This window comes from Nostoc sp. DedQUE04, from assembly GCF_034530995.1.
In the GTDB taxonomy this organism is placed as follows: Bacteria; Cyanobacteriota; Cyanobacteriia; order Cyanobacteriales; family Nostocaceae; genus Nostoc.
In genome coordinates this window covers 202,631-228,215 of record NZ_JAVRCA010000006.1, presented here as the reverse complement: position 1 = coordinate 228,215, position 25,585 = coordinate 202,631, and the positions used below count along the sequence as shown (strand labels likewise).

Genomic DNA, 25,585 nt, shown 5'->3' with positions numbered 1-25,585 from the left:
AGACCCCCATCATTGAAGACGTTGACTAAATCATCTTTCCCATCTGCGTTAAAATTGCCGACTAGCCATTTTTGAGCATCCCAAAAACCGCCTTGGCCAGTTGCCCATCGCTGGATATTAGGAAAGTTTAGAGTACCACTGATAAAGTACTGCCCCAAACTGCCGTAATCCGTGTAGCCAGTTGCAAGAGGATCTTCTTTTCCTATACCATCAATTTTGAGGTAATAATTTCCAGCAACGACATTTGTTGTAATACTTGCAGATAGTAAATCTGTTGGATTGGACGATGCAATTAAGGTACCAGCAGAATTGTATAGCTCTGCCAATATGTCTAAGTTTGGCCCTTGACTAAAAGGATTCACTGTCAAGCTAATCAAACCAGAACCTGTGACAAAACTATAAAAATCTAGGTCTGTATTGCGCTCAATGATGCCACTACCACTGACAGACGTACTAGAAATGCTTAGTGGCTTTGCTGTCGCAATTGTATCACCACAATCATCAGCTCGGTAGGTGAACCCATTTTGGGTCGTAATAATTTGCAAATCATCTTCAGTATTGTTAGCAGAAGCATACTCGCCTTTACTCCACTGGGTTAGCTCCTGGTAATACCCCGGCCATCCCATAATCGGTGCCCAGCCAGTCTCTCCACTACCATGTCCTTCGTAGTAGTCTTCAGCGGGGGTTATTCGTCCATCATGCTGGAGTCCCAGCGTATGACCTACTTCATGAGAGATAGTCTCAGCCGTATACTTCTCATCACCGAACGTATTTTCAGCAAAAACAAAGGTAGGAGTATCACTATTCCAGTTGAAAGAACCAAGTTTGGCGACTCCTTCGGCTCCTTTACCATACCAATCGTAACTGCTACCGCCGATCGCAACACGCACCCCCCAGCGAGTATCATTACTGCCGCTCTTAATCAGATCGTTAATATCTGCTGGAGCCTGCGTTGTGACATTAACATTAAACGGGCTGAAATCCTCAGCGACGCGCTGCCAGATATACTGAATTCTTGCAAGTTCAACCGAGCTAAAGGATGCTGTATTGCCGTCGAAGTCGAAGGCAGGGGTGATAATGTTAGCCGGACGTTCACTTGTGTTCCAGGAAGTACCAGAGGTGATATTGCCGTCGAAATCTAAATAAATTGTCTGATTAGCTTCTAATAAGCTGTTGAGGAAGAAAGTTTTAGACAGGTCTAAAGAAGCTGATACTGACATATAATTTCATCTTTAAAGGAAACCTCTATTAATTTCTCTGCATCAAGCAGATAACTTTACGTACTTTGCTATGCAATCTTTACAAAAAGTTATAATCTGCTCTCACCGATACTGGAAATATTTGCATTTCATCTCGCAGGATGGTATCAACTAACTGACAAACTGCTGTTGATATACCCTAGTATTTCCTTTGCGTTCAAAAATGTTATAGCCTCGTTTACGAGTTAACAATGTGCGTACTCTTGCTGCTGGGGAAAGGGACTCATGTTAAAGGGTAAGGGGATGGAATTTCCCCTTACCCTTTCCCCTACAATGCCAAGAAGTCTATCCACTCTTCTTGCTAAGGATAAGTACGATTGAATTCGGTGCAACTCGATCCAATTCTTTGAGCGTCAAACGTATAATCTGTGCATTGTCACTCAATGTATCTAATTGGTAAGTAGAGATGTAGATAGTAGTCTTTGTATACTACATAGAGGGATAAAGACAGCGATCGCCTGGTATGGATGTAAGCAATGCAACGCTTGATAGTAAAGTCATTGTAAAAGCAAGCTAGAACGATGTACCAGCCTTGGAGAAATTGCAGGGAAAGAAGTTTTGAGTGAGTTGTTTACTTTGTATTCAGAAGCAGTGAGTGATTCGGCTAAATTCGGTCAAAACATTAAGTTGGCAAGTACAACTTGATAGCGCATACTTTGTTTCGCTTAGAAAAGCATATCTTTAATTTAATTCTCCCGTAAGTTGTGAAACCGCTTCCATAAGTTTGGGAGCAGCTCCCATAAGTTCGGGAGTTGCTCCCATAAGTTCAGGAGCTGCTTCCATAAGTTCGGGAGTTGCTCCCATAAGTTTGGGAGTTGCTCCCATAAGTTCAGGAGCTGCTTCCATAAGTTTGGGAGCTGCTTCCATAAGTTTGGGAGCTGCTCCGGTAAGTTCGGGAACCGCTCCGGTAAGTTCGGGAACCGCTCCCGTAAGTTGTGGAACTGCTACAGTTGCAATATTGATAATTACAGCTTAAGTATGGTGACAACAACTTCAATATTGCTGATGATACCCTAAGCATTCAAAGGTAAGGGTGCCCAGTCATGCACCTATACCGCATATTGCATTCAAAATTTTTATATTTTCTTTATTTTGCCAAAATCCGAAATATTGCACAGCAAACTTGTATAAAATCTCAGTGATACCAATTCTCTAATATCCGTCACCAGATTCAAACCCCCAAACCTAGATTTCATCTGACTTTCTTAATTACGAATTACGAATTAGTGATTATGCCACCAGACTACTCCGGTCAAAATCTCCAAGGTTGCTCTTTTAAAGGTCAAAACCTGACTGGTGCTAACTTTCGCGATAGGGATATTAGAGGGGCAAATTTTAGCAACGCTATTCTTAAAGGTGCTGATTTTAGAGGTGCTAAGGCTGGACTACAGCAACATTGGGTAATTGGATTGTTGATAATATTACTCGTATTATCAGCATTATCAGGATTTGCCTCAGAGTACGTTATATACGCACTCTATTGCTTGATTGACCCTAGCCAATCTTATGAAATAATGTCTAGTGTCGCTACCTTGGTAGTGCTTATATTTTTCTTTTCTCTTACTATTTTTAAAGGTTTAGACATATCTCTAAACATATCAATCTTCGTTAGTGCGATCGCTAGTTCCGTTGTCACCGCTACTATTAGCACCATTGTACTACATCTTCATGGGAACATTAATAATAGTAACGGTGTTTCATTTGCTGGTGCTGTTGCTGCTGCTATTGTTGATGCTGGCGTTATTGATAGCGCTATCATTATTGTTGGTATAAATCAAGTTAATATTTATAATTTCTTTAGAGTTGCTTTTATTGTCGGTTTTGCTGCTTTCTGTAGTTCCAATGTCGTAAGTTAAACAAGAGATAAAGTTGATATTTTGTCTTTTCGTACCGTAACTGGCATGGTGATCACCTTTATTATGTCATTAAGTATTTATATTGCATGGAATGCAATGAAAGGAGATGAAAGATATGACTTGATTCGTAAAATAGCGATCGCCTTTGCAGCTACAAGTGGAACCAGTTTTCGTAATGCCGATTTAACAAACGCTGACTTGACTGGCGCAACTCTCAAAAACACAGATTTCAGAGAAGCAAACCTGACAGGTACTTGTTTCTATAAAGCCAAAAAACTTGACTTAGCTAGACTTGACAAGACTATATTAACTAATCCAGATGTTCTCAACTTACTTGTCACTGGTGATGGTAGAGGAAAATCTTATTCTGGTGCTAACCTTAAAGGCGCTAATCTTAAAAGTGCTAATTTAAAAAAAGCAAATCTAAAAGGCGCTGATATCGGTCAAGCCACGTTACAAGGAGCTTGTTTAGAGTGGGCAAACTTAACTCTTGCTCAAGCTGTTAGCACTAATTTTACCAACGCTAAAATGACTGGTGCTTGTATTGAAGCGTGGAATATTGAAAGTACAACTAAGTTAAATAATGTAGATTGTCGTTTTATATATCTTCTTGAAAACCCAAAGCCTGAAACCGATGACTGCGAACGCCGTCCTAGCAGTGGCAACTTTCAATCAGGAGAATTTACAAAATTATTTGAAGAGGTTTTAAATACCATTGATTTAATTTTCCGTGACGGTATCGACTGGAAAGCTTTTGTAACCACCTTCAAAAAAGTTCAAGAACAAAATGAAGATACGGAATTAGCTATTCAAAGTATTGAAAATAAAGGTGATGGCGTAGTAGTCGTTAAAGTTGGTGTAACTGATGGTGCTGATAAAGAAAAGATTCATAGTGATTTTACACAAAATTATCAACTGGCATTGCAAACTGTAGAAAAAAAATATAAAGCACAATTACAAGCTAAAGATGAGCAAATAGTCATTTATCGCCAACAAAGTGGAGAGATGGCAGAGATTGTAAGATTATTAGCTAATAAGCCGATTAATGTTCAAGTTGACAATAAAGTTGAGAATAAAAATATGACTAACAGTAATGATGCCAGCCGCAAAATTGAAATTGGCAGTGTTGGCAGAGACTTTAATGCTAGTGGGCAAGCTTTAAATTTAGGTGATATTAGCGGTACGGTAACAAATACCATCAATGAATTAGCAGCGTCTCCCGAACCTGATAAACCGGAAATTAAGGAATTGTTGACGCAATTGCAAGCAGCAATAGAGGCTGATACAAACTTAGCTCAAGAAGATAAAGTTGAGGCATTAGAACAAGTGAAAGCTTTAGCAGAAGCTGGGAAAAATCCTCAAGAGGGGGCGATGCAAAAGGCGGCGAAAACGGCTATAAAGATTTTAAAAGGAACAATTTCTAGTTTACCCAGTGCTACAAAGTTGGTTGAACAATGCAGCAATCTATTGCCGTTGATTTCAAATTTTTTGGGTTTAGGGTAGCGTGTCAAATTAAGAGGTTGTTTGAAAAGTGTTTTGCTGTGAATATAGGCACTTTTAGATCCCCCTTAACCCCCGTGTACATACAAATTTTTGATGAGGCCATTTAAGATTTATCGTACAACCCCTGAGATACCTTAAGAAAGGTTATGCTACGCAAAATCTGTTCCTCTCCTTAGTAAGGCTATGGTGTATACACAAGTTTGAAACAGTCTACTCACTTGCATTTAGGGGTAAATTTACCCCACCCTAACCCTCCCCTTATAAAGGGGAGGGAACCAGATTTTCCGGTTTCCCCCCAATATATCGGGGGGATTAAGGGGGTAATTCGATGACTTGTGTACACTAGCACCCTTCGACCCCATTCAAATTTGAGATTAAGGTAAAATTATAAGTAAAAGTATTAAGAATTTTAAAGAAGCTAATCAATGTCCAGCATTTCTCTTGACAAAAGTAACTCTCATGTCGTCGTTATTGGTGCGGGAATAGGTGGACTGACTGCTGGGGCATTATTAGCTCATAGAGGTTACAGTGTCTTAATTTTGGATCAAGCCCTCGTACCAGGAGGCTGTGCTTCGACGTTTAAACGCCAAGGATTTACCTTTGATGTGGGAGCAACTCAGGTGGCGGGATTGGAACCTGGGGGAATTCACCACCGGATTTTCTCAGAATTGTCAATAGATTTGCCACAAGCAACGCCTTGCGACCCTGCTTGTGCGGTGTATTTACCTGGGGAAACCACACCGATTAATGTCTGGCGCGACCAAGAGAAATGGCAAGAGGAACGACAAAAACAGTTTCCTGGTAGCGAACCGTTTTGGCAGTTGATGGCAACTTTATTTGCTGCTAGTTGGGAATTTCAAGGACGCGACCCGGTATTACCGCCGCGTAATTTATGGGATTTGTGGCAGCTAACTCAGGCGGTGCGTCCGAGTACATTAATTACCGTACCCTTCACCTTGTTTACGGTAGGAGATGCTTTACGGTTGTGCGGACTGGGAAATGACCAGCGATTGAGGACTTTTTTAGATTTGCAACTGAAGCTATACTCCCAGGTAGATGCAGAAAACACAGCATTACTTTATGCCGCCACAGCCTTGAGTGTATCCCAACTGCCCCAAGGATTGTTTCACCTCCAGGGAAGTATGCAAGTATTAAGCGATCGCTTGGTACAATCCTTAGAGAGAGATGGCGGCAAACTGTTGATGCGCCACACTGTAGAAGAAATCAAAGTAGACAACGGCAAAGCTACTGCTATTGTGATTAGAAATCAGAAAACTGGCGAAGTTTGGACAGAAGCCGCCGACCATATAGTTAGCAACGTCACCGTGCAAAATTTGGTGCAGTTGTTGGGAGAACAAGCGCCATCTGGATATAAAAATCGGGTGAAAAAATTGCCCCAAGCATCGGGTGCTTTTGTGGTGTATTTGGGTGTAGATGCCAGCGCCATTCCACTTGGGTGTCCTCCACATCTCCAATTTCTGTATGATGTCAATGGCCCCATTGGCGAGAATAATTCCCTATTTGTTTCCGTCAGTCATCCTGGAGATGGTCGCGCACCGGAGGGGAAAGCGACAATTATTGCTTCTTCATTTGTCGATCCCGCACAGTGGTGGCAGACTGGTGATTATGAAGGACTAAAAGAAAAGTTTACCCAAGAAGCGATCGCTCGTCTTGCGCAATACTTCTATCTCAAACCAGAAACGATTATTTATCAAGAAGCCGCAACACCGCGCACCTTTGCCCATTTTACAGCCCGCGATCGCGGTATAGTTGGCGGTATTGGTCAAAGGATTCCCACCTTTGGCCCCTTTGGGTTCGCCAATCGGACACCAATCCAGAATTTGTGGTTAGTTGGTGACTCCACCCATCCAGGGGAAGGTACTGCTGGGGTGAGTTACTCGGCGCTAACAGTAGTTAGGCAAATTGAGGCGTGAAGAAGGCAGATTTAACTATAATTGAAAACTCTGCCTTGATTGAAAGGTAAGTCATACTTATAACCGATGGCAAACAGGACACAAAACTGGTCAAATTAAGTTAGTGTTGCGAATGCTGGAGTAATGACAGACAGCGTTTTAATTCTTGGTGGACGGGGGCGGATTGGTAGCAGTGTTGCTCAGGATCTCGCTACCCATACGCAGGCTCAAATTACGATTACTGGACGTTCTGCGGAGTTTGGGAAGGCTGTAAGCTTGTCTTCAGGAGGACAAGTGCAGTTTTTGGTATTGGACTTGGCAGAAGTTGACAAATTGCGAGATGCGATCGCAAACTCTAATTTAGTCATCCATTGTGCCGGGCCATTTCACTATCGAGATACTAATGTTCTCGAAACCTGTATTGCTGAAGGCGTTAATTATCTAGATGTTAGCGACCATCGGTCTTATACCAGCAAAGCTCTGAATTATCATGAAAAAGCTGCTGCTGCTGGCGTGACAGCAATTATTAATACTGGCATTTTTCCTGGTATTTCTAACAGCATGGTACGTCAGGGAATTGAACAATTTCAGCTACCAGAAAAGATCCATTTAAGTTATTTAGTTTCTGGTTCTGGTGGTGCTGGCATTACAGTGATGCGGACAACTTTTCTTGGGTTGCAGTATCCTTTTGAGACTTGGATAGATGGAAAATGGGAAATAATCAAGCCTTATAGTGAAAGAGAAGTAGTTGAGTTTCCACCTCCATATGGACGCACCGGAGTTTACTGGTTTGATATGCCAGAAACCTTTACGCTGCCCCATGCATTCCCATCAGTGAAAACTGTAATTACTAAGTTTGGTTCCGTTCCAGATTTTTATAATCATCTAACTTGGATTGCGGCACACGTTTTTCCCAAGTGGTTAATGCAGCGTCGTTACATGATTGAATTTCTGTCTCATGTCAGCCATTCAATGACAGATGTCACTAATAATTTTAGTGGAATTGGAGTAGCAGTTCGTTCTGAGGTTACAGGGCAGAAAAATGGTGAAACAGCCGTTTATTGCTCAACTGTCGTGCATGAAAATACTGCTGTGGCTTCTGGTTGTGGCACAGGTAGTATTGCCCAATTATTGCTAGAAGGTAAACTCAAAAAACCTGGAGTTTTTCCTGTAGAAGAAGCATTACCAACAAATTTATTTGAAGAGGTAATGCAAAGCCGAGGAATAAAAATTAATCATAGTTGGTCATAAGTGTCTATCCGATCGGAAAGTAAAAATATCAGTCTACTTGAGTCGATTTGAACTATTAGTCCAAAAGTTGAGTTCTAGATGGTATTGTTAGTAAGCACGACAACCTTTGACTATAGGGATTATCATTTGAAAAAAGTACACGGGTAAGGTGGCACAATTTTGTCCTCCTACTAAATCATTTGAGAACAACGAGATCCCCGACATCTTAGAGAAGTCGGGGATTTTAGTCTTGTGAATAAGATTACCCTAGCTAAAAATTAATATACCTTGAGGTAGAAGAAAGAACTGTACCTAAACACTTAGGATGCCTGTGAGCCTAAGATATTCAATCTATCTTCTACCTCAAAAGGCTCATAACAAAAAGATTAGGAGATTTTTTTCATGCAAAAAATTCTATTAAGTTTAAAACAAGCATTACGTTCAAGCTTTTTGGTTGTTGGCTTGATGGTTTTCATCAGCTTGTCAGGTTCTTTCATTTTTGTTCAGCAAACTAGTCACGCAACTACTCTTGAAGAATTAAAACTAATACCTCCAGAGTATAAACCAAATTCTGAAGAAAAAATTAATCGTGCTAACGAATTTGACCCAGGTGTTGGTATTCAAGAAGAAGAACGACAAGAAGCTTATGAGCAAGCAATAAAAGATTCAAAAAATCTTAATACTATAGAGAAGACTTACGAAAGAAATTTGAAGGCTGAACAAGAACAAAATCCCCCAGAAAGTTTTGGTGAAAAAGCGAAAGAAGTTATTGAAAAAGTGACAGGAAAATAGGGAATATAGACTGAACCTGAACCGCTTTATTACAAAGAAATTAGAATTTAAGAATCAAAGCGCCTCTCCGGTTTGAAGCAAATTCAGAAAATTAAATTGTAGCGACTTTCAAGGCAGTCGCTACATACAAGAAATATTTTCACTCAAATTCATCTATTGTGGTGGGAGGAGTAGTATTTTTATTGTTAGCAAAATTGCGCTCATACCACTTCATTAATGGAGTTGCACTAATGCCATGCACAATTACCGAGGCTACAATAGTAGTGTAAGTTATCCAAGCAATTTGTTCGGCTGCCTCACCTTTCAAACCATGACCAAAGGCATAAGCTAGATAATATAAAGAACCAACACCGCGAATCCCAAACCATCCAAATAACAACCGAGTTCCTGGGTGGAAGGTTCGGCGGCGTGAATCTAGAGGACGTTTACCTATTGTGCTAATCCAAACTCCTAAAGGTCTGACGATCAAGAATAACAAAACTATTACTAACACAGATTGCATAGCATAATTGAGTATTGGTTTCAATAATAATATTGAACCCAATAGTAAAATTGTCCCAACTTCCAGTAGTTTTTCGATTTGCTCAACAAATTCTAATTGTTCTATCGGTTTTTCAGAATTTCTGTAACTGCGTTGGACAACTAAGCCAGCAACAAATACCGCCAAAAATCCATAGCCATTAACCATTTCTGTTAAGGAATAAGTTATGAGAATTGTACTGATAGCAGTAAAGTCTTCCATTAACTTATCGGCAGGACGGCGTTTTTGAATTTTTTGTTCAATCCAAACTATAGATTTGGCAACAATAATTCCCATAATAATGCCAGATGCGATCGCCCAGATTAAATCAACTGTAATCCACTGTTTAAACCAGTTACCCCAGTTGTCATCTTTTAAAGCATGAAGACCAAAATAAACAAAGGGAAAAGCTAAAGCATCATTTAATCCACCTTCAGAGGTTAAACCAAATCTCAACTCATCTTGGTCATTTGCACTGGTCAATTGTACTTCTGATGCTAATACTGGATCTGTAGGTGCAAGAATTGCTCCTAATAAAATTGCTTCTCCCCAATTCATTCCTAAAAAGAATTTACCCACAACAGCCAGAGCAAAAATTGAAATTGGCATCAGAAATACAATCAATCGCACTGTAATATCCCAAACCCCTAATTTTAGAGGCCGAACAATTCTTAAGCCGCAGCTAAACACAGAAATAATCACGACAAGTTCTGTTATTTTCTCCAGCAGTTCGGTATTAAAAACGTCATCTCGACGTAATTCAATCAGCCCTAAGCCATAAGGGCCTAAAAAAATACCAACCACTAGGTAGATGATGGCAAAAGAAAGGGGTAAGCGAGTAATCCAACCCGACCCTAAAGTTACCATCAGTAAAAGTAGACCAATTACAAATAGGTCAATAATATAGATATCTACCATATAGCGATTTACATAAATATAAGGTGTTGCTTTGTAAGCTTAGTTGCAATACCTTTGTATTAGAATTTACCTATAGGCAGATTTTCTGGGATTAAGAATTTAAAGACATCACTAAATTAGAGAAGAAAGGAATAGATAAATTTGGCGTTGGCTTTGCCCATCCTAGACATTGCGCTTTGATTATTTGTTAGAAGTCCTTTAACTAATTGGATGTAGCACGGGAATATAGCTAAGACACACCTATACGCTTTTACGAATGATTTATAAGCTAAACGACATCTAATTTATTTATATAACTCTTGTGGCATAGACCGAAAAGCCTACGCTAATTATGCAAGTTAAATGTGGAATGGCTTAATCGTGTCCTGCGCTAAGGGCACAAAGCCTTCATTGGTGTAAACTTAAGCCGAAAACTATATCAGACAGGCGTTTTGCAAATCCCTTACACCCTCATCCCCTAATCCCTTCTCCCAAAGGAGAAGGGGAATTGAATGTCTAGTTTTCCTCTCACGGATGGGAGAGGGGCTGGGGGTGAGAGCAAAACGTTGTCACCAAGCGGGTTTCGGGTTAAGTTGACACCAATGGGCCTTGCGCCCCTACGACAAGTGTGGTTCAAATACATGAAAACTGTTGTAAGACCAAAGAGGGGGGGGGTTTTTGAACTTTCCGCATAGATTAGGGAATATAGCAATTAGCTAGACATGATATATTTCCTACTTTCTGACTCAGATATCGCCCAATTTAGTACAAATATACTATAATAAATATAGCGTCCACAAAGCCTAGCCAAATGCATAATGGCTCTGTGAAAACCTTCTGGAAGATGGATTCAAGGGTTAGTTCGATGATGAAGCATTATATTCTCAACCTCAATCCGACTGCCAAGCATGAATGGGATCGGTGTATTTTACGTGACCCGCTGACTGCCAAACGCCCAGACATTGCTAAACTCATTGCCGAAGCAGTTGGTGCTGATACAGGTAGTTATTTGGTCAGCGTGAATATTGAAGTTCAAGTTTTGCAGCAAGCGGCAGTACCTCAAGCCGAACAACTCTCGCTTTCATTTCCAGAGGTGAGTGTGCCGTCACAACCACAACTGCGGGAAGCAGCTTGAGCTAAAGTGTAGAATTTAGCAGAAAATAATTAGCCTGCTTATGCAGGCTTACTTTATTAGCCGCAGACTTCAGTCTGACGGCTAAATAAGTCATGGGTATATGGGCGGACTTAATCTTAAAAGGCAAAATTAATAGTGTTATTCAAAAGACATCTCTAGAAATTAATGACGAGCGATATTCATTTTTACTCCTTTGTCTAAAGCTAATTTCAAAAACTTAAAAAGTTAGCTTATACAGAGTAAAGATAAAAATTTTTGAGAGTTTATTTTAACTTTATTTTAACGAAAAATTAGGAAAATAATTGGCATACCTGCACTTCAGACATCGCTTTTTCTCCCCTAATTCAATACATTTGGACTATAATATATATATAGCTTCCACCAAGCTGAGTTAAGTGTAAAACTGCTCTGTGACAGCCTTTTGGTAAATAAATTCAAGGGTTGGTCTTATACTTAAACACTACATTATTGACCTGAGAGGAAAATTATTAAATGATGCAACTGAGTCATTATCCAGCTGCGATCGCACAAGCTGCCCAACGGGCTAATGAAATAGATTCTCAGTTGATGGCAGTGCAGCACCAAGTTAACCGATTTGAAGGCAATGCAGACCGCACCGCCGCCTTTGAGATGGATTTGAAGAATGATGCTCAACGCAAGGCTCGTCGCTTTGAGGTGTTGCTTGTGAATCAGGAATATCAGAAAGCAATAGACACCCAAATTCGGTTAACTGTCGAGAAAGCAAATGCCATCGCCCATTTGGAATATCTGCGTAACCAGTTTAGTGTAGCTAAGTTGGAAGCAAGATTAGCGATCGCTCAACAACTTTCTGATTTTGAATCTCGTGAATTAGTTGGTTTATAGTCACACCTGAACCGTAGTATGATTAGACAACTGCTAAGGAGGCTAAGTTACCTTTGTAGCCACTAATTTCAATCACAGCATCCGTGAGGGCAGAGAATCCATTAGTGTTATCATTGAGTGCCAAAAAAGTCTGCCCCTTATTGCCTGTACCAAGGGTAAAAGTTGCTGCACCTTTAGCCACAAAAGCAGTTGCACTCAATATCTGCTGTACATCGGAAAGATTTAGACTAGCAACAGTGCCAAGTTGAACCAAATTAGCAGCGTCAACTGCATACAGCCCATCTATTTTATCTTCACCGATTTTCAAATCAGTAATTTTATCAAAGCCAGACAGCAGCGAATCACTCAGACTGTTGAACACAAATTTATCAGCGCCACAATCTCCTGTGAGGGTATCACGGCCAGCGCCACCGTTAAGGATGTCATTACTATGACCACCAACTAGTTTGTCATTTCCGGCTAATCCAAGGAGTCGATCGTTACCGTTTTTGCCTTTAATTTGATCGTTACCAGCCGCACCAGTGAGCGTGTCTGCACCATTGCCACCATTTAAGCTTTGGTTTGGCACAGTTCCTTCTGTGGTGGTCTTGCTGAGAAGTTGACCATTGGCATCATACAGATAAGTGGCAACTGCATCAGTAGTGCCATCACTGTTGCTGTCAATATCTGCGCTAGTTACTTTGCCATTGGCATCGTAGTTGTAAGTGGTAATCTCCTCAGCGATGCCATCATTGTTGAGGTCAGCTAGCTGTGCAGCTAGTCTGTTGTTAGCGTCGTAACTTAGGGCAGTCACTCGATCAAAGATACCATCATTATTGTTGTCAATTTTCTGTGAAATCAGCTTGCCGCTCAAATCGTAGCTGTAGATGCCAACTGCATCAGTTACACTATCGTTGTTGAAGTCATAACTGGCGGATGTGCGTCCATAAGTATAGGTTGAGACATAATCAACTATGCCGTCGCCGCTGTTGTCACGCCTAGAAGATGTCAACTTGCCGTTGGCATCATAAGTATTATCAATTGTGACAAAATCAACTATGCCGTCGCCATTGTTGTCTTCGCTAGAGAATGTCAAGTTGCCGTTGGCATCATAAGTAGAGGTTGAGACATAATCAAATATGCCGTCGCCATTATCGTCACGGCTATAGGATGTCTGGTTGCCGTTGGCATCATAGGTTTCGACATAATCAACTATGCCGTCGCCGCTGTTGTCATAGCTTTTGGATGTCAACTTGCCGTTGGCATCATAAGTAGAGGTGTAGCCATTATCAACTATGCCGTCGCCGTCGTAGTCTTCGCTAAAGGATGTCCGGTTGCCGTTGGCATCATAAGTATAGGTTTCGACTCTATCAACTATGCCGTCGCCGTTGAAGTCACGGCTAAAGGATGTCTGGTTGCCGTTGGCATCATAAGTATAGCTTAAGACTCTACCAACTATGCCGTCGCCGTTGAAGCTTTCCGTAGATGTCAACTTGCCGTTGGCATCATAAGTAGAGGTTTCGACATAATCAACTATGCCGTCACCGTTGTAGTCACCGCTTTTGGATGTTAACTTGCCGTTGGCATCATAAGTAAAGGTTTCGACTATATTAACTATGCCGTCGCCGTTGGAGTCTTCGCTAAAGAATGTCCGGTTGCCGTTGGCATCATAAGTAGAGGTTGAGACAAAATCAACTATGCCGTCGCCGTTGGAGTCATTGCTAAAGGATGTCAACTTGCCGTTGGCATCATAAGTAGAGGTTTCGACTGTATCAACTATGCCATCGTTGTTGATGTCAGAGCTAGAGGATGTCCGCTTGCCCTTGGCATTATAAGTATAGGTTGAGACAAAATCAACTATGCCATCGTTGTTGATGTCACCGCTATACGATGTCAACTTGCCGTTGGCATCATAAGTAGAGGTATAGACATAATCAACTATGCCATCGCCGCTGTAGTCCTGGCTTTCGGATGTTTTGTTGCCGTTGGCATCATAAGTAGAGGTTTCGGCATAATCAACTATGCCGTCGCCATTGTTGTCTTCGCTAAAGGATGTCTGGTTATAGCGGTAGGTAATAACTGAGTCTATTATCCCATCACTGTTGTTGTCTATCTTCTCAGATATCACATTGCCAGCAGCATCGTAAGCGTAAGTTGTAGTTGAAGGCATAATATTTGTGTTCCTTATCTGTTTGATTCGGTCTTGTGTCAGGGCAAACGCATCATGTCAACAAAAGGATTTTATTCTCAATCGGCTCGAAAATAGTCGCATTAATCCCCGCTTATTGACATAAATTTAGCGTCACTGATAGCGTAGCGTTAGCGTTAGGAAGCGGTAGCGAGTACTCGAGCGTCCGCAGGAGCGTCACAGCCTGTCGTAGATATTGCTTTGAGTCTTGGAAACTAAACCAAATGAGAAATGCTGATTTTGTCGTTGGTTCTTAACCTTGGTTGCGATCGAGAGTAATTTAGATGCGTTTGCCTTGGGTGTTGTGTATTGCGATGTATTTTGATAATACAGCGTTATGGTCAGCAAAATCTTTTTATCTACCAAATGTGGGTAGTTGAAAGTCGCAGAAGATTGTTAAATGTATTTCTGTTGTATCATTTATAGAAATAACAATATAAGATAGAGTTTTTTCTAGTCAGTGTTCTGAATTACACTATTTATATGACATAGAGCATTGCTAAATACAGCAACTTGGTGTAAATATTCGCACACTAAGGCAAAGTTTTTAAATTCGATTCGCTGCAAACTTGTGCAAGGCTGTACTAATTTTTAATATTATTATGCCCGTCTAATTGTCAATCATAAAAGCACGCCTTTGCAAGTGAGGAAGAAAGTAAAAGCTACGCTTTAGCTGGGTGGGGTTAGCACGGGTATTATATCTATTTAAGCGGACATGATATCAGATAGCAGTTGGGCAATTTGCTGATTAATAACTGCAACATTAAAACGCTCACTAGCAGTAATCCTGGCATTCTTAGCTATATTTGCAGTTATTTTCGTCTCGTGTAAACAAGTGCTAATTACTTGTGCAAGTTCCTGGGGTTTTCCTGGTGTGACTAAAAAACCATTAAGTCCATGTTCTACTAATTCCATTGCACCTCCAGCTTTGGCTGCAACTACAGGTTTTTCACATAGCATTGCCTCTACAATCACTCTACCAAAAGGTTCTGGTGAAGTAGAGGTATGTGTCACCAAGTTACAAACTGCCATTAACTGGGGAATATCAGAACGAAATCCTAAAAACTTGACTCTATTTTCTAATTCCAGTTCACGAACTTGTTGGTGCAACTTTTGGACATAATCTTGTTCGCCAAACAGTGCATCACCCACTAAAATTGCTATTACATTATGCGGACATTTCGCAAGGGCATCAATTAAAATATGTTGCCCTTTCCAAGGTGCAAGACGGCTAAAGTGTCCAACGACAAATTTTCCTTCTAATCCTAACTTTTGCTGTAGTTTCTGAATGTCAGACTCATCAGTTTGATAATTTTTGGGATTAAAGCCGTTATAAACAACTTCGATGATGTCTGGGCGTCCTCCTGCTTGTACAAAGGCAGATTGACTAGCTTGAGAATTAGCAATTACTAATGATGCAAAACGATTAGCTAGGTTAACAGCAATACGAAGATTAGTTGGGCTAAAATGTTCTTTGGAAAGAATATCATGTAAATGATAAACCAGAGGGCGACGACTGAAAAAACTTGCCAACGCACCGACAACTAATGCTTTTTGGGTGTTGGCATAGATTAAATCGTATTCACGCGCTTTTTTAACTACCTTAGTAATTAAAGGTGCAAGTTGTCCCAAACTCTTGAATCCTTGTAGCAAACTGCTTTCTTTGCGAACTTGGATTGCTTGAGTTGCGAGAACTTCTACTGGAATATAATTTTGTTGTAGTAAATGTTTAAATGGGCCATCTGCAAATAAACCTACTAAAGCGCGATCGCCATAAGGTTTAGCAATATCTATTAAACATAATTCGGCACCACCTGGTTTACCGCTTTGATCCAAAAAAAGAATTCTCATTCAACCTCTTTTTATCTAATTTGACCCGTGTAGTGCCCCTAGTATTTATTAAACTTACTTGTTTAAGTTAATAAAACATTCCGTACTTGCTGGGCAATTTGATTCCAGTCGTAGTGTGTGGTAGCATAGTGGCGACAGGCCGATTGTGAAGGTATGGGGAGATTACCCAAAAGCACTTGCTCTAATTTTTCAGCAATGGCTGATGCTTCTGTTGAAGTAGTAATTAAATCGGGTGAAAATTCTGATAAAATTTCTGGCATTCCCCCAACTGGAGTACATAAAACAGGAGTACCACAGGCTAAAGACTCAACTATTACTAATCCAAATCCCTCGAAAGATTGACTAGGCATAATAGTCAATTCAGCAGCTTGATAAGCTATAGGTAATTGTTCATCAGGAAGAAAACCTAAAAATTTAACGTTGTCTTCTAGTCCTAATTCTGTAGCCTGTTGTTGTAGTGCAGCTTGAATGTGACCGCGACCTGCGATCGCTAGCCAAACATCTGGTATTCTGGGCTTAATTATAGCTAGAGCTTGCAATAATTTGTCAACTCCCGTTCGATGCACTAAGCGGCGTGATGTAAATATAATCCGGCGATTAGTAGACCAGCCTAGCTTTGCACAAGCCTCTTGGGGTGATAAATTTGGTTGAAACCAGTTAATATCAACTCCACCGGGAATAATATTAATTTTGCTCCACGGTACTTGATATCGATCGTGTAAAATTTTCCCAAATGCTTTGCTCAAAACAATGAAGCGATCGCAACGATTATAAGTGTTTTTTTCTATTAACCAGTGCTTGATTAAAAGACTGAGATTTTTATTAACTACCTCTTGCTGACTTTCAGAAGCCCAAGGGCCATGAAAGTTAAAAGTAACTGGTACTCCCTTTGGCAAAATATCTAAAATCGGAAAGCTGTATAATGCAAAGTGCAAATTAATAGCATCTGGTTTGCTAGTTCTTGTTTTCTGGAAATTCGTGCGAATTGACCATAATCTTTGCCAAATAGCACTATCGGGACTCGCCAAGTTAGTCAGCTTAATGGGCGAATTTATCTCAGCCTCTGGTAGACCAATTCCACATAATTCAATCTGGTCTTGATTTGCTGCTAATTTATGAGTTAGTTCGTAAATATACCTTTCTAGTCCTCCGGGACTTTTGGGAAACCAGCCTAATCCCAGAGTGAGAATAGATGCAGATGATGAAGTAAAGTTTTCTAGTTTATTTTCCACTATGTATCGCCTATAAATATACTAAAGCAAGCGCATATCTCTGCGCTTTTACATCTGTATCTAAACCTAAATCAATAGAATTTATGAGTACACATTACCAATAATAATTTTTGTATATAAAACCAATTTATAAACTATTTATATATCAACGTCAACAAGGATTTAAACCTGTATTTTTATTAACCAGATAACACTGATATAGCTATATATGATACCTATCAATTCAGAAATGTGAATGCTATATAGGGAGAAAGCAAGAAACATAGAACATTTTTGTATTAATGCTTACCATTATGATGTAAAAATAAGTAAATATTAATACCTTTACTCGACTATATCCATTTTTGTTGTAACCCAAACATAGACCGGATATTAACCACTTAAAAATAGTTGTATTTTTTTACGGATTTCATAAACAATGATTGTATATAAATAATTAAAACCTGAAAGTTATATGACAAATAAATTACTGATGCAGTTCAAAAAACTCCGTCATTATCTCAATCAGCACATCAAAAAATTATCTAATACTAAATATTTACAAAGAAATAAAACTTTCAACTTTTTACTCAGTCTGACTATTGGAGTTATTGTTACTACCCTTGGAATTACAACAGACTGGGCGACAACTGGAACACGCACGCTTACACATAATACTATTGGCAGGGAAAATATTCAGGTACAAAATAATACTGAAATACACCCGCTTAAACATAAAATCTCGTCAACAAATAATACTATTGTCAGCGAACATCTGTGGATACAAAACAATACTAAAATACTCACGCTTACACACAAAATGTCGCCAATAAGTAATACTATTGGCAGTGAAAATCTGCGGGTACAAAACAATACTGAAACAGCCGCGCTGAACTACAAAACATCGTGGATAGGTAACACTATTGGTAGTGGAAATCTGCGGGTACAAAACAATATTGAGGGCATGTATGTTGCTCCTGATGGCACAGTTTATACCAACAGTCATTGGGATGAGGCGGCAATGGAGGCAGGAATATATAAAGATGGTAAGGTTATTGCTGCCCTTGGGGATACTCACGGCTGGAGTCGTGGCGGTGGCAAAGCTGTAACCGCAAATAGTAAATATGTTTACATTGCCATGACTCAAGGTTCGAGGGGCGATACAAAAGAAGATTATCCACCAGAAGGAACAACTTGGTATAGCGTTAGACGCTATGATTTATCAGGAAAACCCGCGCCGTTTCCGAATGGGCGTGGTTGGGATAAAAGTATGTTGATTACCAGTACTAAAAGTGAAGTTACTGGATTAGCAACTGTGGGAAGCGAGTTGTATGTAAGTGATTCTGCTGCTAACCAGATTCGTGTTTATGATACTGATACGATGAAGAAACTTCGCAGCTTTGCCGTTGCTAATCCGGGAGCAATAACTATCGATCCACAAAAAAATCTGTGGATTATTCAAAGCAAAAATGGTAGTAAACCTGCAAAAATTTTACATTATTCCCAAAGTGGAAAGCAATTGCCCCAACAGATTGCAGATATCGTCGAACCAACTGCGATCGCTATTAATCATCAAGGTAAGCTGTTAGTAGCAGAAAATGGCCCGCGTCAGCAAATGTTGACTTATGAGATCAAAGATCGGCCAGTGCAGGTGAGTAGTTTTGGCACGAAAGGCGGTATCTATGCAGGAGTTCCTGGTGAAGTTCGAGATTTGAAACTTTACGGACTTACCGGAGTCGGTACAGATGCTTCCGGCAATATCTATATAAATAGTAATGGTTTCAACAAATCAGGAACAGATTTGCGGAAATTTTCGCCATCGGGAAAACTAATGTGGCGATCGCTGGGATTGATATTCGTCGATAATGCAGATGCCGATCCTAAAACTGATGGTGTCGATTTATTCACCAAACAAGAACACTATCTGATGGATTACAGTAAGACTGCTGGTAAGCAATGGAATTACAAAGCCTACACCTTAAATCCTTTCAAATATCCTCAAGATCCACGTCTGCATACATCGCCAGATGGAACCTTTGTTCGCCGCATCCAAGGGAAGCCGTTTTTGTTTCTCACAGATATGTATAACAGCTTTCTGCAAATATATCGTTTTAATCCCGCTACAGATGGTAAAGTCGCCATACCCGCCGGTATGTTTGTTGGTACTAATAGCAAAGATTTACCATTTATCACCGGAAATTGGCCACCGCATCAACCAGAAAAAGGAGAATGGATCTGGCGCGATCGCAACGGTAATGGCAAATTTGAAAAGAACGAATACGATCGCAGCAAAGATTATCCTTATCTCGGCGGTTGGTGGGTAGACAGCAAAGGAGATGTTTGGAAAGCTTTGCGAACAGAAGATGGCATTCGACATTATTCTTTACAGGGAATAGATCCTAAAGGCAACCCCATCTACAGCTATAGTTCGATGGAAAAGCAAACTACTCCCAAAATATTTAACGACTTGCGCCGGATCGAATATTTCCCTGAAACAGATAGTATGTATTTGTCAGGTTTTACGGTAGATCGCCCTGCATTTAGTGACGATGCTGGAGTTGCTGGATCTGAGATTGCCCGTTTTGACAATTGGAGTAAAGGAAATCGTACTCCGAAATGGCGGATTGTAATTCCCTACGACAGCACCGGGAAGCGTGAAGTGTCTACAGCAGCAATCAGTGTGACGGAAGACTATGTATTTGCTGTGACAGTCAAAACCGCAGAGGTATATGTTTACAATGCCAAGACGGGAGCGCAAGTACAACACTTAAAACCAGGCCCAGAAGTTGGTAGCGAAAGTGGCTGGATTGATATACCCTACGGTATTCGCGCTTTTCGGCGTTCCAATGGTGAGCATCTAGTATTTGTAGAAGAAAATTGGAAAGGAAAAGTGATTATGTATCGACTGGCGGGGTGAGTATTTACACTAATTACGATATAACACAGCTTTGACTCTAAAAGGATGTTTTAAAAGTAGTTAGCTGTGACTTTAATCGAATTCTTACCCCCCTTAATCCCCCCTTATAAAGGTGGGAAACAAGAAAATCCGGTTTCCTCCCCAATATATCGGGGAGGGTTAGGGTGGGGTAAAGAAATATTTGATACATCAATCATGACTTTTAAAACATCCTCTAAGCTTAACCAAGCCACAGATTCCCGACAACTTTTACAGAGTCGGGGATTTTGTTTTTCACAAATGATTCAGTATTGCTATAGAACTAGTATTTTATTTCTGAAAAAACTCAGTACAACTAGGAAGCTTTCTTTCCCCTTGCCTATTGCCTACCTACGCAAATCAGTTCAGAAATCAAATCGGATTCGTATATATGTACAAAAATATGCGATTAAATGTATCGCAGATTTAGTGTCAATTATTTTGTCATTTCTTATTTAGTCTGAACCCGCGCCTGCTTCACCATTGCAATCAAAGTTTGATGAGCATCTTCGGCATCTACTAAAACACGATCGAATTGAATGCGAACTGGTACAGTTTCCCCATTTACTTGCGCTGTTAAATCCATACCCTGTGCATCAATTGACAGCATTTCGGCTGCATTGGCATCTGTTACACCACCAAAAGCTTTAGCATAAATAACTACAGCATCAGCATGATCGTCATTCATGTGCTTGCAGATGCGCGAACTAATTTCAGCAGAAAAACCATTAGACATGGTGAATTTAAAAATGATGAATATGGCAAGAGCCTAAATTCTCGGCTAAGTAGTTTAAATTAGCAGAAAAAGCTAGTCTTACGCCATCGTTATTATAAGTTATATCTGAAAAACAATTGCTGTTGTATATATTTGATAAGTTAAGTTTATTACTGGTACAAAAATTAAATTAAAATAAGCATTATCCAGTATTTTTACCTTTCATTGCGGAAACCAGACAGCGTAAACTGTAGCAGAAGTATTAGCCAAAACTATTGCAGCTAAGAGACAATGAGCGAAATTAGCCCCAGACGAATTGTAATTGGGGATGTGCATGGACACTATGAAGGTTTAATGACACTGTTGGAGGCGATCGCCCCCACGTCAGAAGATCGAGTCTATTTTCTGGGAGACTTAATCGATCGCGGCCCTCATAGCGCACAAGTAGTTAATTTTGTCAAACAAAATAACTACCCATGTTTGTTGGGAAATCATGAGCAGATGTTATTAAGCATTCTGACGAATGAAAGGACTTCCTCCTCGACCATGCAAGCATGGCTGTTTGGGGGAGGGCAAGCTACCGTGGCCAGTTACCAAGAGGCTCCCATTCCTGATGACCATCTGGATTGGTTAAAAGCTTTGCCTACATACATTGACTTGGGAGATATTTGGTTAACTCATGCTGGTGTTGACCCTTCCAAATCTGTGACAGAACAAACTGCCGATGAACTGTGCTGGATACGAGAGGAATTTCACAGCATTGAAAAACCCTACTTTCCAGATAAACAAATTATCATCGGTCACACCATTACTTTTACCCTGCCGGGTGTTTCTCCTGGTAAACTGGCCCAAGGAAAGGGATGGCTAGACATAGATACCGGCGCTTATCATCCCCGGAGTGGCTGGTTGACTGGACTAGATGTCACAAATCAGTTGGTTTATCAAGTTAATATCTTTAAAAACTATATCCGTACCCTGCCTTTAGAAGAGGTTGTAAGTACAGTCGATCCAGCCAAAATTAAAGTCGATCGCCGCAATAGGAATTGAGCAATGTTTGAAATGAGGGAGATGAGGGGACAAGGGGACAAGGAGATAAACAAAACTCCTAACTCCTAACTCAGCACGGGCTAAACGCCCCGCTACCGCTAACAGCACTCAGCACTCCTAACGCCCAATGCCCCATACTTCGGCTACGCTCAGTACAAGTGCCCCATGCCCAATGCCCCATGCCCAATTTCCTCAAGACCTTACTAATGGTCGAATATTTGCTTTATAACTAGCATTATCCAAGCCAGATTTTCCATTACTAGGTTGAGAGTTAATTGCACGTCTGAGGGCATCAATGCGATCGCTGGTTCCGGGGTGTGTACTCAAAAATGTCGGACTAGAACCACCCTTTTTCAGCAGTTTTTGCATAAAAGAGACCATTGCTGACTGGGCATAACCAGTACGTGTCAAAGTTCGTAGTCCTCTTTGATCGGCCTCAAATTCGTTTTTACGACTGCGTGGTAAGTCTCGCGCTAACTGTACACCAATTTGCACTGCGGAATTTCGATCTAAGCCAGCCGCCGTTAATAGACCGCTTTCGAGGGCTTTTTGCTGCATTTGCTTGACTACGTGTTTCCCGCCAATATGACCGATTTCATGGGCGAGTACACTTGCGAGTTCCGCTTCATTGTCTGCGGTTTTCAGCAAACCCGTGTGGACATATACATAGCCGCCTAATGTCGCAAAGGCGTTAATAGCGTCATCCTCAACTATCTGAAAAGTATAGGGGAGATCGGGGCGCTCGCTATTCGCTGCTAAACGCCGACCAACTTGTTCTACATAACGATTCACTTCGGGATTGCGGTAAAGTCGGACTTGACTGCCGACCAATTCCTGATTAATCTGCTTACCAAGATCAACTTCTTGATTAGGGGATATATTAGAAAGCTGAAATGCCTGAACTCCTTGGAGTAAAAGAGGTAAGAAATCTAAAGTTCTTCCAGGCAGGGGTGTACTCAGGCACAGACTCAGGGCGACTACCACTGAAATTAGGGGATAAAACCAGCGACGCCGCCATACACGGTAATTTGCAGCAAAACCTTTCCAATTGAACATAATACGCTTTGAAGATTATTTTGGAAGAACATAAAATGAGGGGACAAATTATGAGACGGATTTAGAGTATTCTAAGTTGCATTCTTAACTCAATATCAAAGGAGTTGTTATACAGATAATCTTGACTCAAATCGACCGAACTGCGGGAGGCTAGAGATTCTCTCTAGAGATAGCCCTAAACACTAGATTTTACTTTCTAGGCGCGTAAGTATTACAGCAGAATTCAGAATTCAAGAGTCAAACACGCTTTATATATGGGTAACAGACGCGAGCTTGTGTACCTTACTTTCCTTGAAATCTGCTATAACAGGTAAAATTTTCAGGGTTAGCTGCCGACTCTTCGGAAATTACGAACTCGTGATAAACTGTCGCATAACTGCAACCCTTGAATACTTTGAGTTATTACCAAATAGGGAAAATTACTGTTTCCATCGTAAACTTTCTAGCTACAATCCATTACTTCGTTATTAACTCGGAAAACTTTTTATGGCTATTTTAGATTCAAAAGGTCGCTTGTTTGGCAAAATCAATCTCCTAGATTTAGGTGCTTTACTGGTAATTTTGCTAGTTATCTTTGGCATCTTTATTTTTCCTGGCACTTCTGGTTCTGTTGCCCAAGTTGGCGCGAAAACAGTACCCATAGAAGTAGACTTAGTAGTTCGTGGTTTGAATGTACGCGACCCGGAAAAATTAATCGACAATGGTTTAAAAAAGGGTGGGAAAACCAATGTGATTATCCGCAATCAGCCATACGGACAGATTGAAATTAAATCTATTCAACAGCTACCTAGAACAATCAATGTCTTCCAACCGGATGGTACTGTTAAAGAACTGCCAGATCCAAAAAGAAACAATTATAGTGCAGATTTTCTTTTGACTTTAGATGGTAAAGCCCAAGTTACTGAAAGCGGGCCAGTTTTGGGTAACAGTAAAGTGAAAATTGGGATGCCATTTGAGTTAGAAGGCTTTAACTACAACTTCAATGCAACTGTCATTGATATCAGATTGAAAGACAAATAGTATATCACTTTTGTTGATAATATTTTCTCTAGAAATCTTATTAAACATCTGCTGAAAAAGAATGTAGAGACGCGTTAGGAAAGCAAGGCGAAAGCCCAGTCCAATTTTGCGTCTCTACTACTCATGTTAATTAAGCAAAGGCAAAAATTTGCGAATTAACCCAATTGTCACTGCTGGCAATTCTAACTGTGGTGTCAATCCGACATCTTCCAACTGTTGAAAAAATCGGATCGCTAAGGGATTGATTTCAGCAAGGCGGCGACCAATTGAGGGGCCTGTAAATTGCGACTTTTGTCCCCAAATAATCGCAGTGGGAGTGACTAATTGTTGAATGTAAAGGGATAAATCAAAGCACAAATCGCCACGTACAAAGGATAGTGCTGCATACTCAGCATTAGGTTGTTGGGCAGATTGTAGATAAGCATCTACAATTTCTTCGTAAACTCGATTCGATTGAGCAAATTGCCGTTGTTCTAAAAAGCTGCGAATACCACCACTAGTAGCAATTCCAGTGCTGTAAAGTAAACGATCGACAATGGGAACGCTAACTAACTGGGCAAAAAAACTCCTAGAGTAGTCTTCGCCAAAGTCAGAAAGTCCGGCGGGGGTAGTAAGAATTAAAGACTTAAATAAATCAGGATGATTTGCTGCTACCCGAATTGTAAATGCTGCGGTCAAAGAAGAAGCGATCGCTGTTACTGGCCCAGTACAAGTCTGCTCGAAAAACTCCCGAATCGTAATCAAATAATCTTCAATTTTGTAACTCCGTGCTGGATGTTCAGACCTACCCCAACCGAGTAAATCTGGCGCAATAACCCGATATTCAGCCGCAAAAGCCGGATAAACTTTCGACCACTCATAAGCAGAAGACCCACCACCAAAACCGTGCAAGAATACCAAAGTTTCGCGATCGTCTTTGGCAGTCACATTATCCTCCCAAGGCGCTCCAGCAGCAGTATAATATACCATTCTACCTAGTGAGGTATTTATAGAGCGTTGTTCAAATCCTAGTGGTTGAAGCATAAGTTTTTTTGTTGACTGTAGTGATTCGTTGGCACAAGTAAGACACGATACCTGGGGCGCAGGCGCACGAAGAGAAGATTCGATAATTTCTCCGCCTCCCCTTTAGTCACCCTGATGTTTACCGCATTCAGTGCTGAGTAAATTAAAAAGCACTTAATATTTGTGTACTTAGTAAGAGCAACGTCCTTTGTAGGCAGTCTTTTCACTCAGCACTCTTGGTGTGTCTAGTTCAAACTCCCCACTCATTGTTATTATCAGCGAACCAATCACTCTCGGACTTCTCGCTAGCGTCAGATTAAGTAGATATAAAATTACTGGATTACTTGTAAAGATTTGGTGCTTTTTTTCATAAAAATAAAGTAACGGAACGTTGAAATTACTGTTTTATAAGGGTTTTTCATGGTAGCGAGGATCGCTCCAGCGTGAATCCAGCATAAGTTTTTATGGTAGTCTATCAAAAAACCGATAAATAATTTTGAGCGTCAACACGTCAAAAATAGTTAAAACGCTTATTTTAATAAGCTGTTAATTCTACTTATATACGTAGAAGACATAATTTTAATGTATAATTAATCTAATTTTTATCTAAGT

Annotated in this window: 17 protein-coding genes and 1 pseudogene; 9 read left to right on the top strand and 9 right to left on the bottom strand. The window is 40.4% G+C overall.

Features of this window, described 5'->3' with window-relative positions; all coding sequences use genetic code 11:
* Together RM049_RS06515 and RM049_RS06510 are read right to left on the bottom strand one after the other, a co-directional pair.
* The coding region (locus RM049_RS06515; RefSeq protein WP_322703581.1) for a zinc-dependent metalloprotease family protein at positions 1–1,220 on the bottom strand (1,220 nt) is incomplete at its 3' end.
* Between the two features lie 720 nt (positions 1,221–1,940).
* On the bottom strand, positions 1,941–2,126 hold the full coding sequence (locus RM049_RS06510; protein ID WP_322703580.1) for a hypothetical protein: 186 nt from the start codon (positions 2,124–2,126) through the stop codon (positions 1,941–1,943).
* A gap of 365 nt (positions 2,127–2,491) precedes the next feature.
* Between RM049_RS06510 and RM049_RS06500 the strand changes: the two are divergent.
* From RM049_RS06500 to RM049_RS06485, 4 genes and pseudogenes are all read left to right on the top strand, one after another.
* Positions 2,492–4,618, top strand: a pseudogene (locus RM049_RS06500) (pentapeptide repeat-containing protein).
* 425 nt (positions 4,619–5,043) lie between these two features.
* Complete coding sequence (gene crtD, locus RM049_RS06495; RefSeq protein WP_322703577.1) at positions 5,044–6,552, top strand: C-3',4' desaturase CrtD; 1,509 nt, start codon at positions 5,044–5,046, stop codon at positions 6,550–6,552.
* A gap of 123 nt (positions 6,553–6,675) precedes the next feature.
* Positions 6,676–7,782, top strand: a complete 1,107-nt coding sequence (locus RM049_RS06490) for a saccharopine dehydrogenase family protein (RefSeq protein ID WP_322683701.1) — start codon at positions 6,676–6,678, stop codon at positions 7,780–7,782.
* 381 nt (positions 7,783–8,163) lie between these two features.
* Positions 8,164–8,553 (top strand): hypothetical protein, encoded by a 390-nt coding sequence (locus RM049_RS06485; RefSeq protein WP_322683700.1) that lies wholly within the window; start codon positions 8,164–8,166, stop codon positions 8,551–8,553.
* A gap of 139 nt (positions 8,554–8,692) precedes the next feature.
* Here the strand turns inward: RM049_RS06485 and RM049_RS06480 are convergent, their stop codons facing one another.
* The gene (locus tag RM049_RS06480) at positions 8,693–9,991 is read right to left on the bottom strand and encodes a sodium:proton antiporter (protein ID WP_322703576.1); all 1,299 of its coding nucleotides are present in this window, start codon (positions 9,989–9,991) and stop codon (positions 8,693–8,695) included.
* Positions 9,992–10,835: 844 nt separating this feature from the next.
* On the opposite strand from RM049_RS06480, the gene RM049_RS06475 reads away from it, so the two are divergent.
* On the top strand, positions 10,836–11,105 hold the full coding sequence (locus tag RM049_RS06475; RefSeq protein WP_069069307.1) for a hypothetical protein: 270 nt from the start codon (positions 10,836–10,838) through the stop codon (positions 11,103–11,105).
* Positions 11,106–11,597: 492 nt separating this feature from the next.
* Positions 11,598–11,969, top strand: coding sequence for a hypothetical protein (locus RM049_RS06470; protein WP_322674831.1), 372 nt, complete (start codon positions 11,598–11,600; stop codon positions 11,967–11,969).
* A 22-nt stretch (positions 11,970–11,991) separates the two neighbouring features.
* Here the strand turns inward: RM049_RS06470 and RM049_RS06465 are convergent, their stop codons facing one another.
* From RM049_RS06465 to RM049_RS06455, 3 genes are all read right to left on the bottom strand, one after another.
* The gene (locus RM049_RS06465; RefSeq protein ID WP_322703575.1) at positions 11,992–14,118 is read right to left on the bottom strand and encodes a bluetail domain-containing putative surface protein; all 2,127 of its coding nucleotides are present in this window, start codon (positions 14,116–14,118) and stop codon (positions 11,992–11,994) included.
* 723 nt (positions 14,119–14,841) lie between these two features.
* A complete protein-coding gene (locus tag RM049_RS06460; protein WP_322703574.1) occupies positions 14,842–15,987 on the bottom strand; it encodes a glycosyltransferase in 1,146 nt (381 codons plus the stop codon).
* Positions 15,988–16,049: 62 nt separating this feature from the next.
* Entirely contained in the window at positions 16,050–17,219 is a 1,170-nt protein-coding gene (locus RM049_RS06455; protein WP_322703573.1) for a glycosyltransferase family 4 protein, read from the bottom strand.
* A 454-nt stretch (positions 17,220–17,673) separates the two neighbouring features.
* Between RM049_RS06455 and RM049_RS06450 the strand changes: the two genes are divergently transcribed.
* Positions 17,674–20,115: a hypothetical protein gene (locus RM049_RS06450; RefSeq protein ID WP_322703572.1), complete on the top strand. Its 2,442-nt coding sequence runs from the start codon at positions 17,674–17,676 to the stop codon at positions 20,113–20,115.
* A 469-nt stretch (positions 20,116–20,584) separates the two neighbouring features.
* Here RM049_RS06450 and RM049_RS06445 read toward each other — a convergent pair whose 3' ends face one another.
* Positions 20,585–20,869 carry a DUF2470 domain-containing protein gene (locus RM049_RS06445; protein ID WP_322674836.1) on the bottom strand — a complete coding sequence of 95 codons (285 nt, stop codon included), beginning with the start codon at positions 20,867–20,869 and terminating at the stop codon, positions 20,585–20,587.
* Positions 20,870–21,139: 270 nt separating this feature from the next.
* Here RM049_RS06445 and RM049_RS06440 point away from each other — a divergent pair, with 270 nt between their 5' ends.
* On the top strand, positions 21,140–21,895 hold the full coding sequence (locus RM049_RS06440) for a metallophosphoesterase family protein (RefSeq protein ID WP_322683693.1): 756 nt from the start codon (positions 21,140–21,142) through the stop codon (positions 21,893–21,895).
* Positions 21,896–22,087: 192 nt separating this feature from the next.
* On the opposite strand, the gene RM049_RS06435 is transcribed toward RM049_RS06440, so the two are convergent.
* Positions 22,088–22,951: a M48 family metallopeptidase gene (locus RM049_RS06435; RefSeq protein WP_322703571.1), complete on the bottom strand. Its 864-nt coding sequence runs from the start codon at positions 22,949–22,951 to the stop codon at positions 22,088–22,090.
* Positions 22,952–23,437: 486 nt separating this feature from the next.
* Between RM049_RS06435 and RM049_RS06430 the strand changes: the two genes are divergently transcribed.
* The gene (locus RM049_RS06430; protein WP_322674839.1) at positions 23,438–23,971 is read left to right on the top strand and encodes a DUF4330 domain-containing protein; all 534 of its coding nucleotides are present in this window, start codon (positions 23,438–23,440) and stop codon (positions 23,969–23,971) included.
* 126 nt (positions 23,972–24,097) lie between these two features.
* Here RM049_RS06430 and RM049_RS06425 read toward each other — a convergent pair whose 3' ends face one another.
* Entirely contained in the window at positions 24,098–24,994 is an 897-nt protein-coding gene (locus RM049_RS06425; RefSeq protein ID WP_322703570.1) for an alpha/beta hydrolase, read from the bottom strand.
* Between the last annotated feature and the right edge of the window lie 591 nt (positions 24,995–25,585).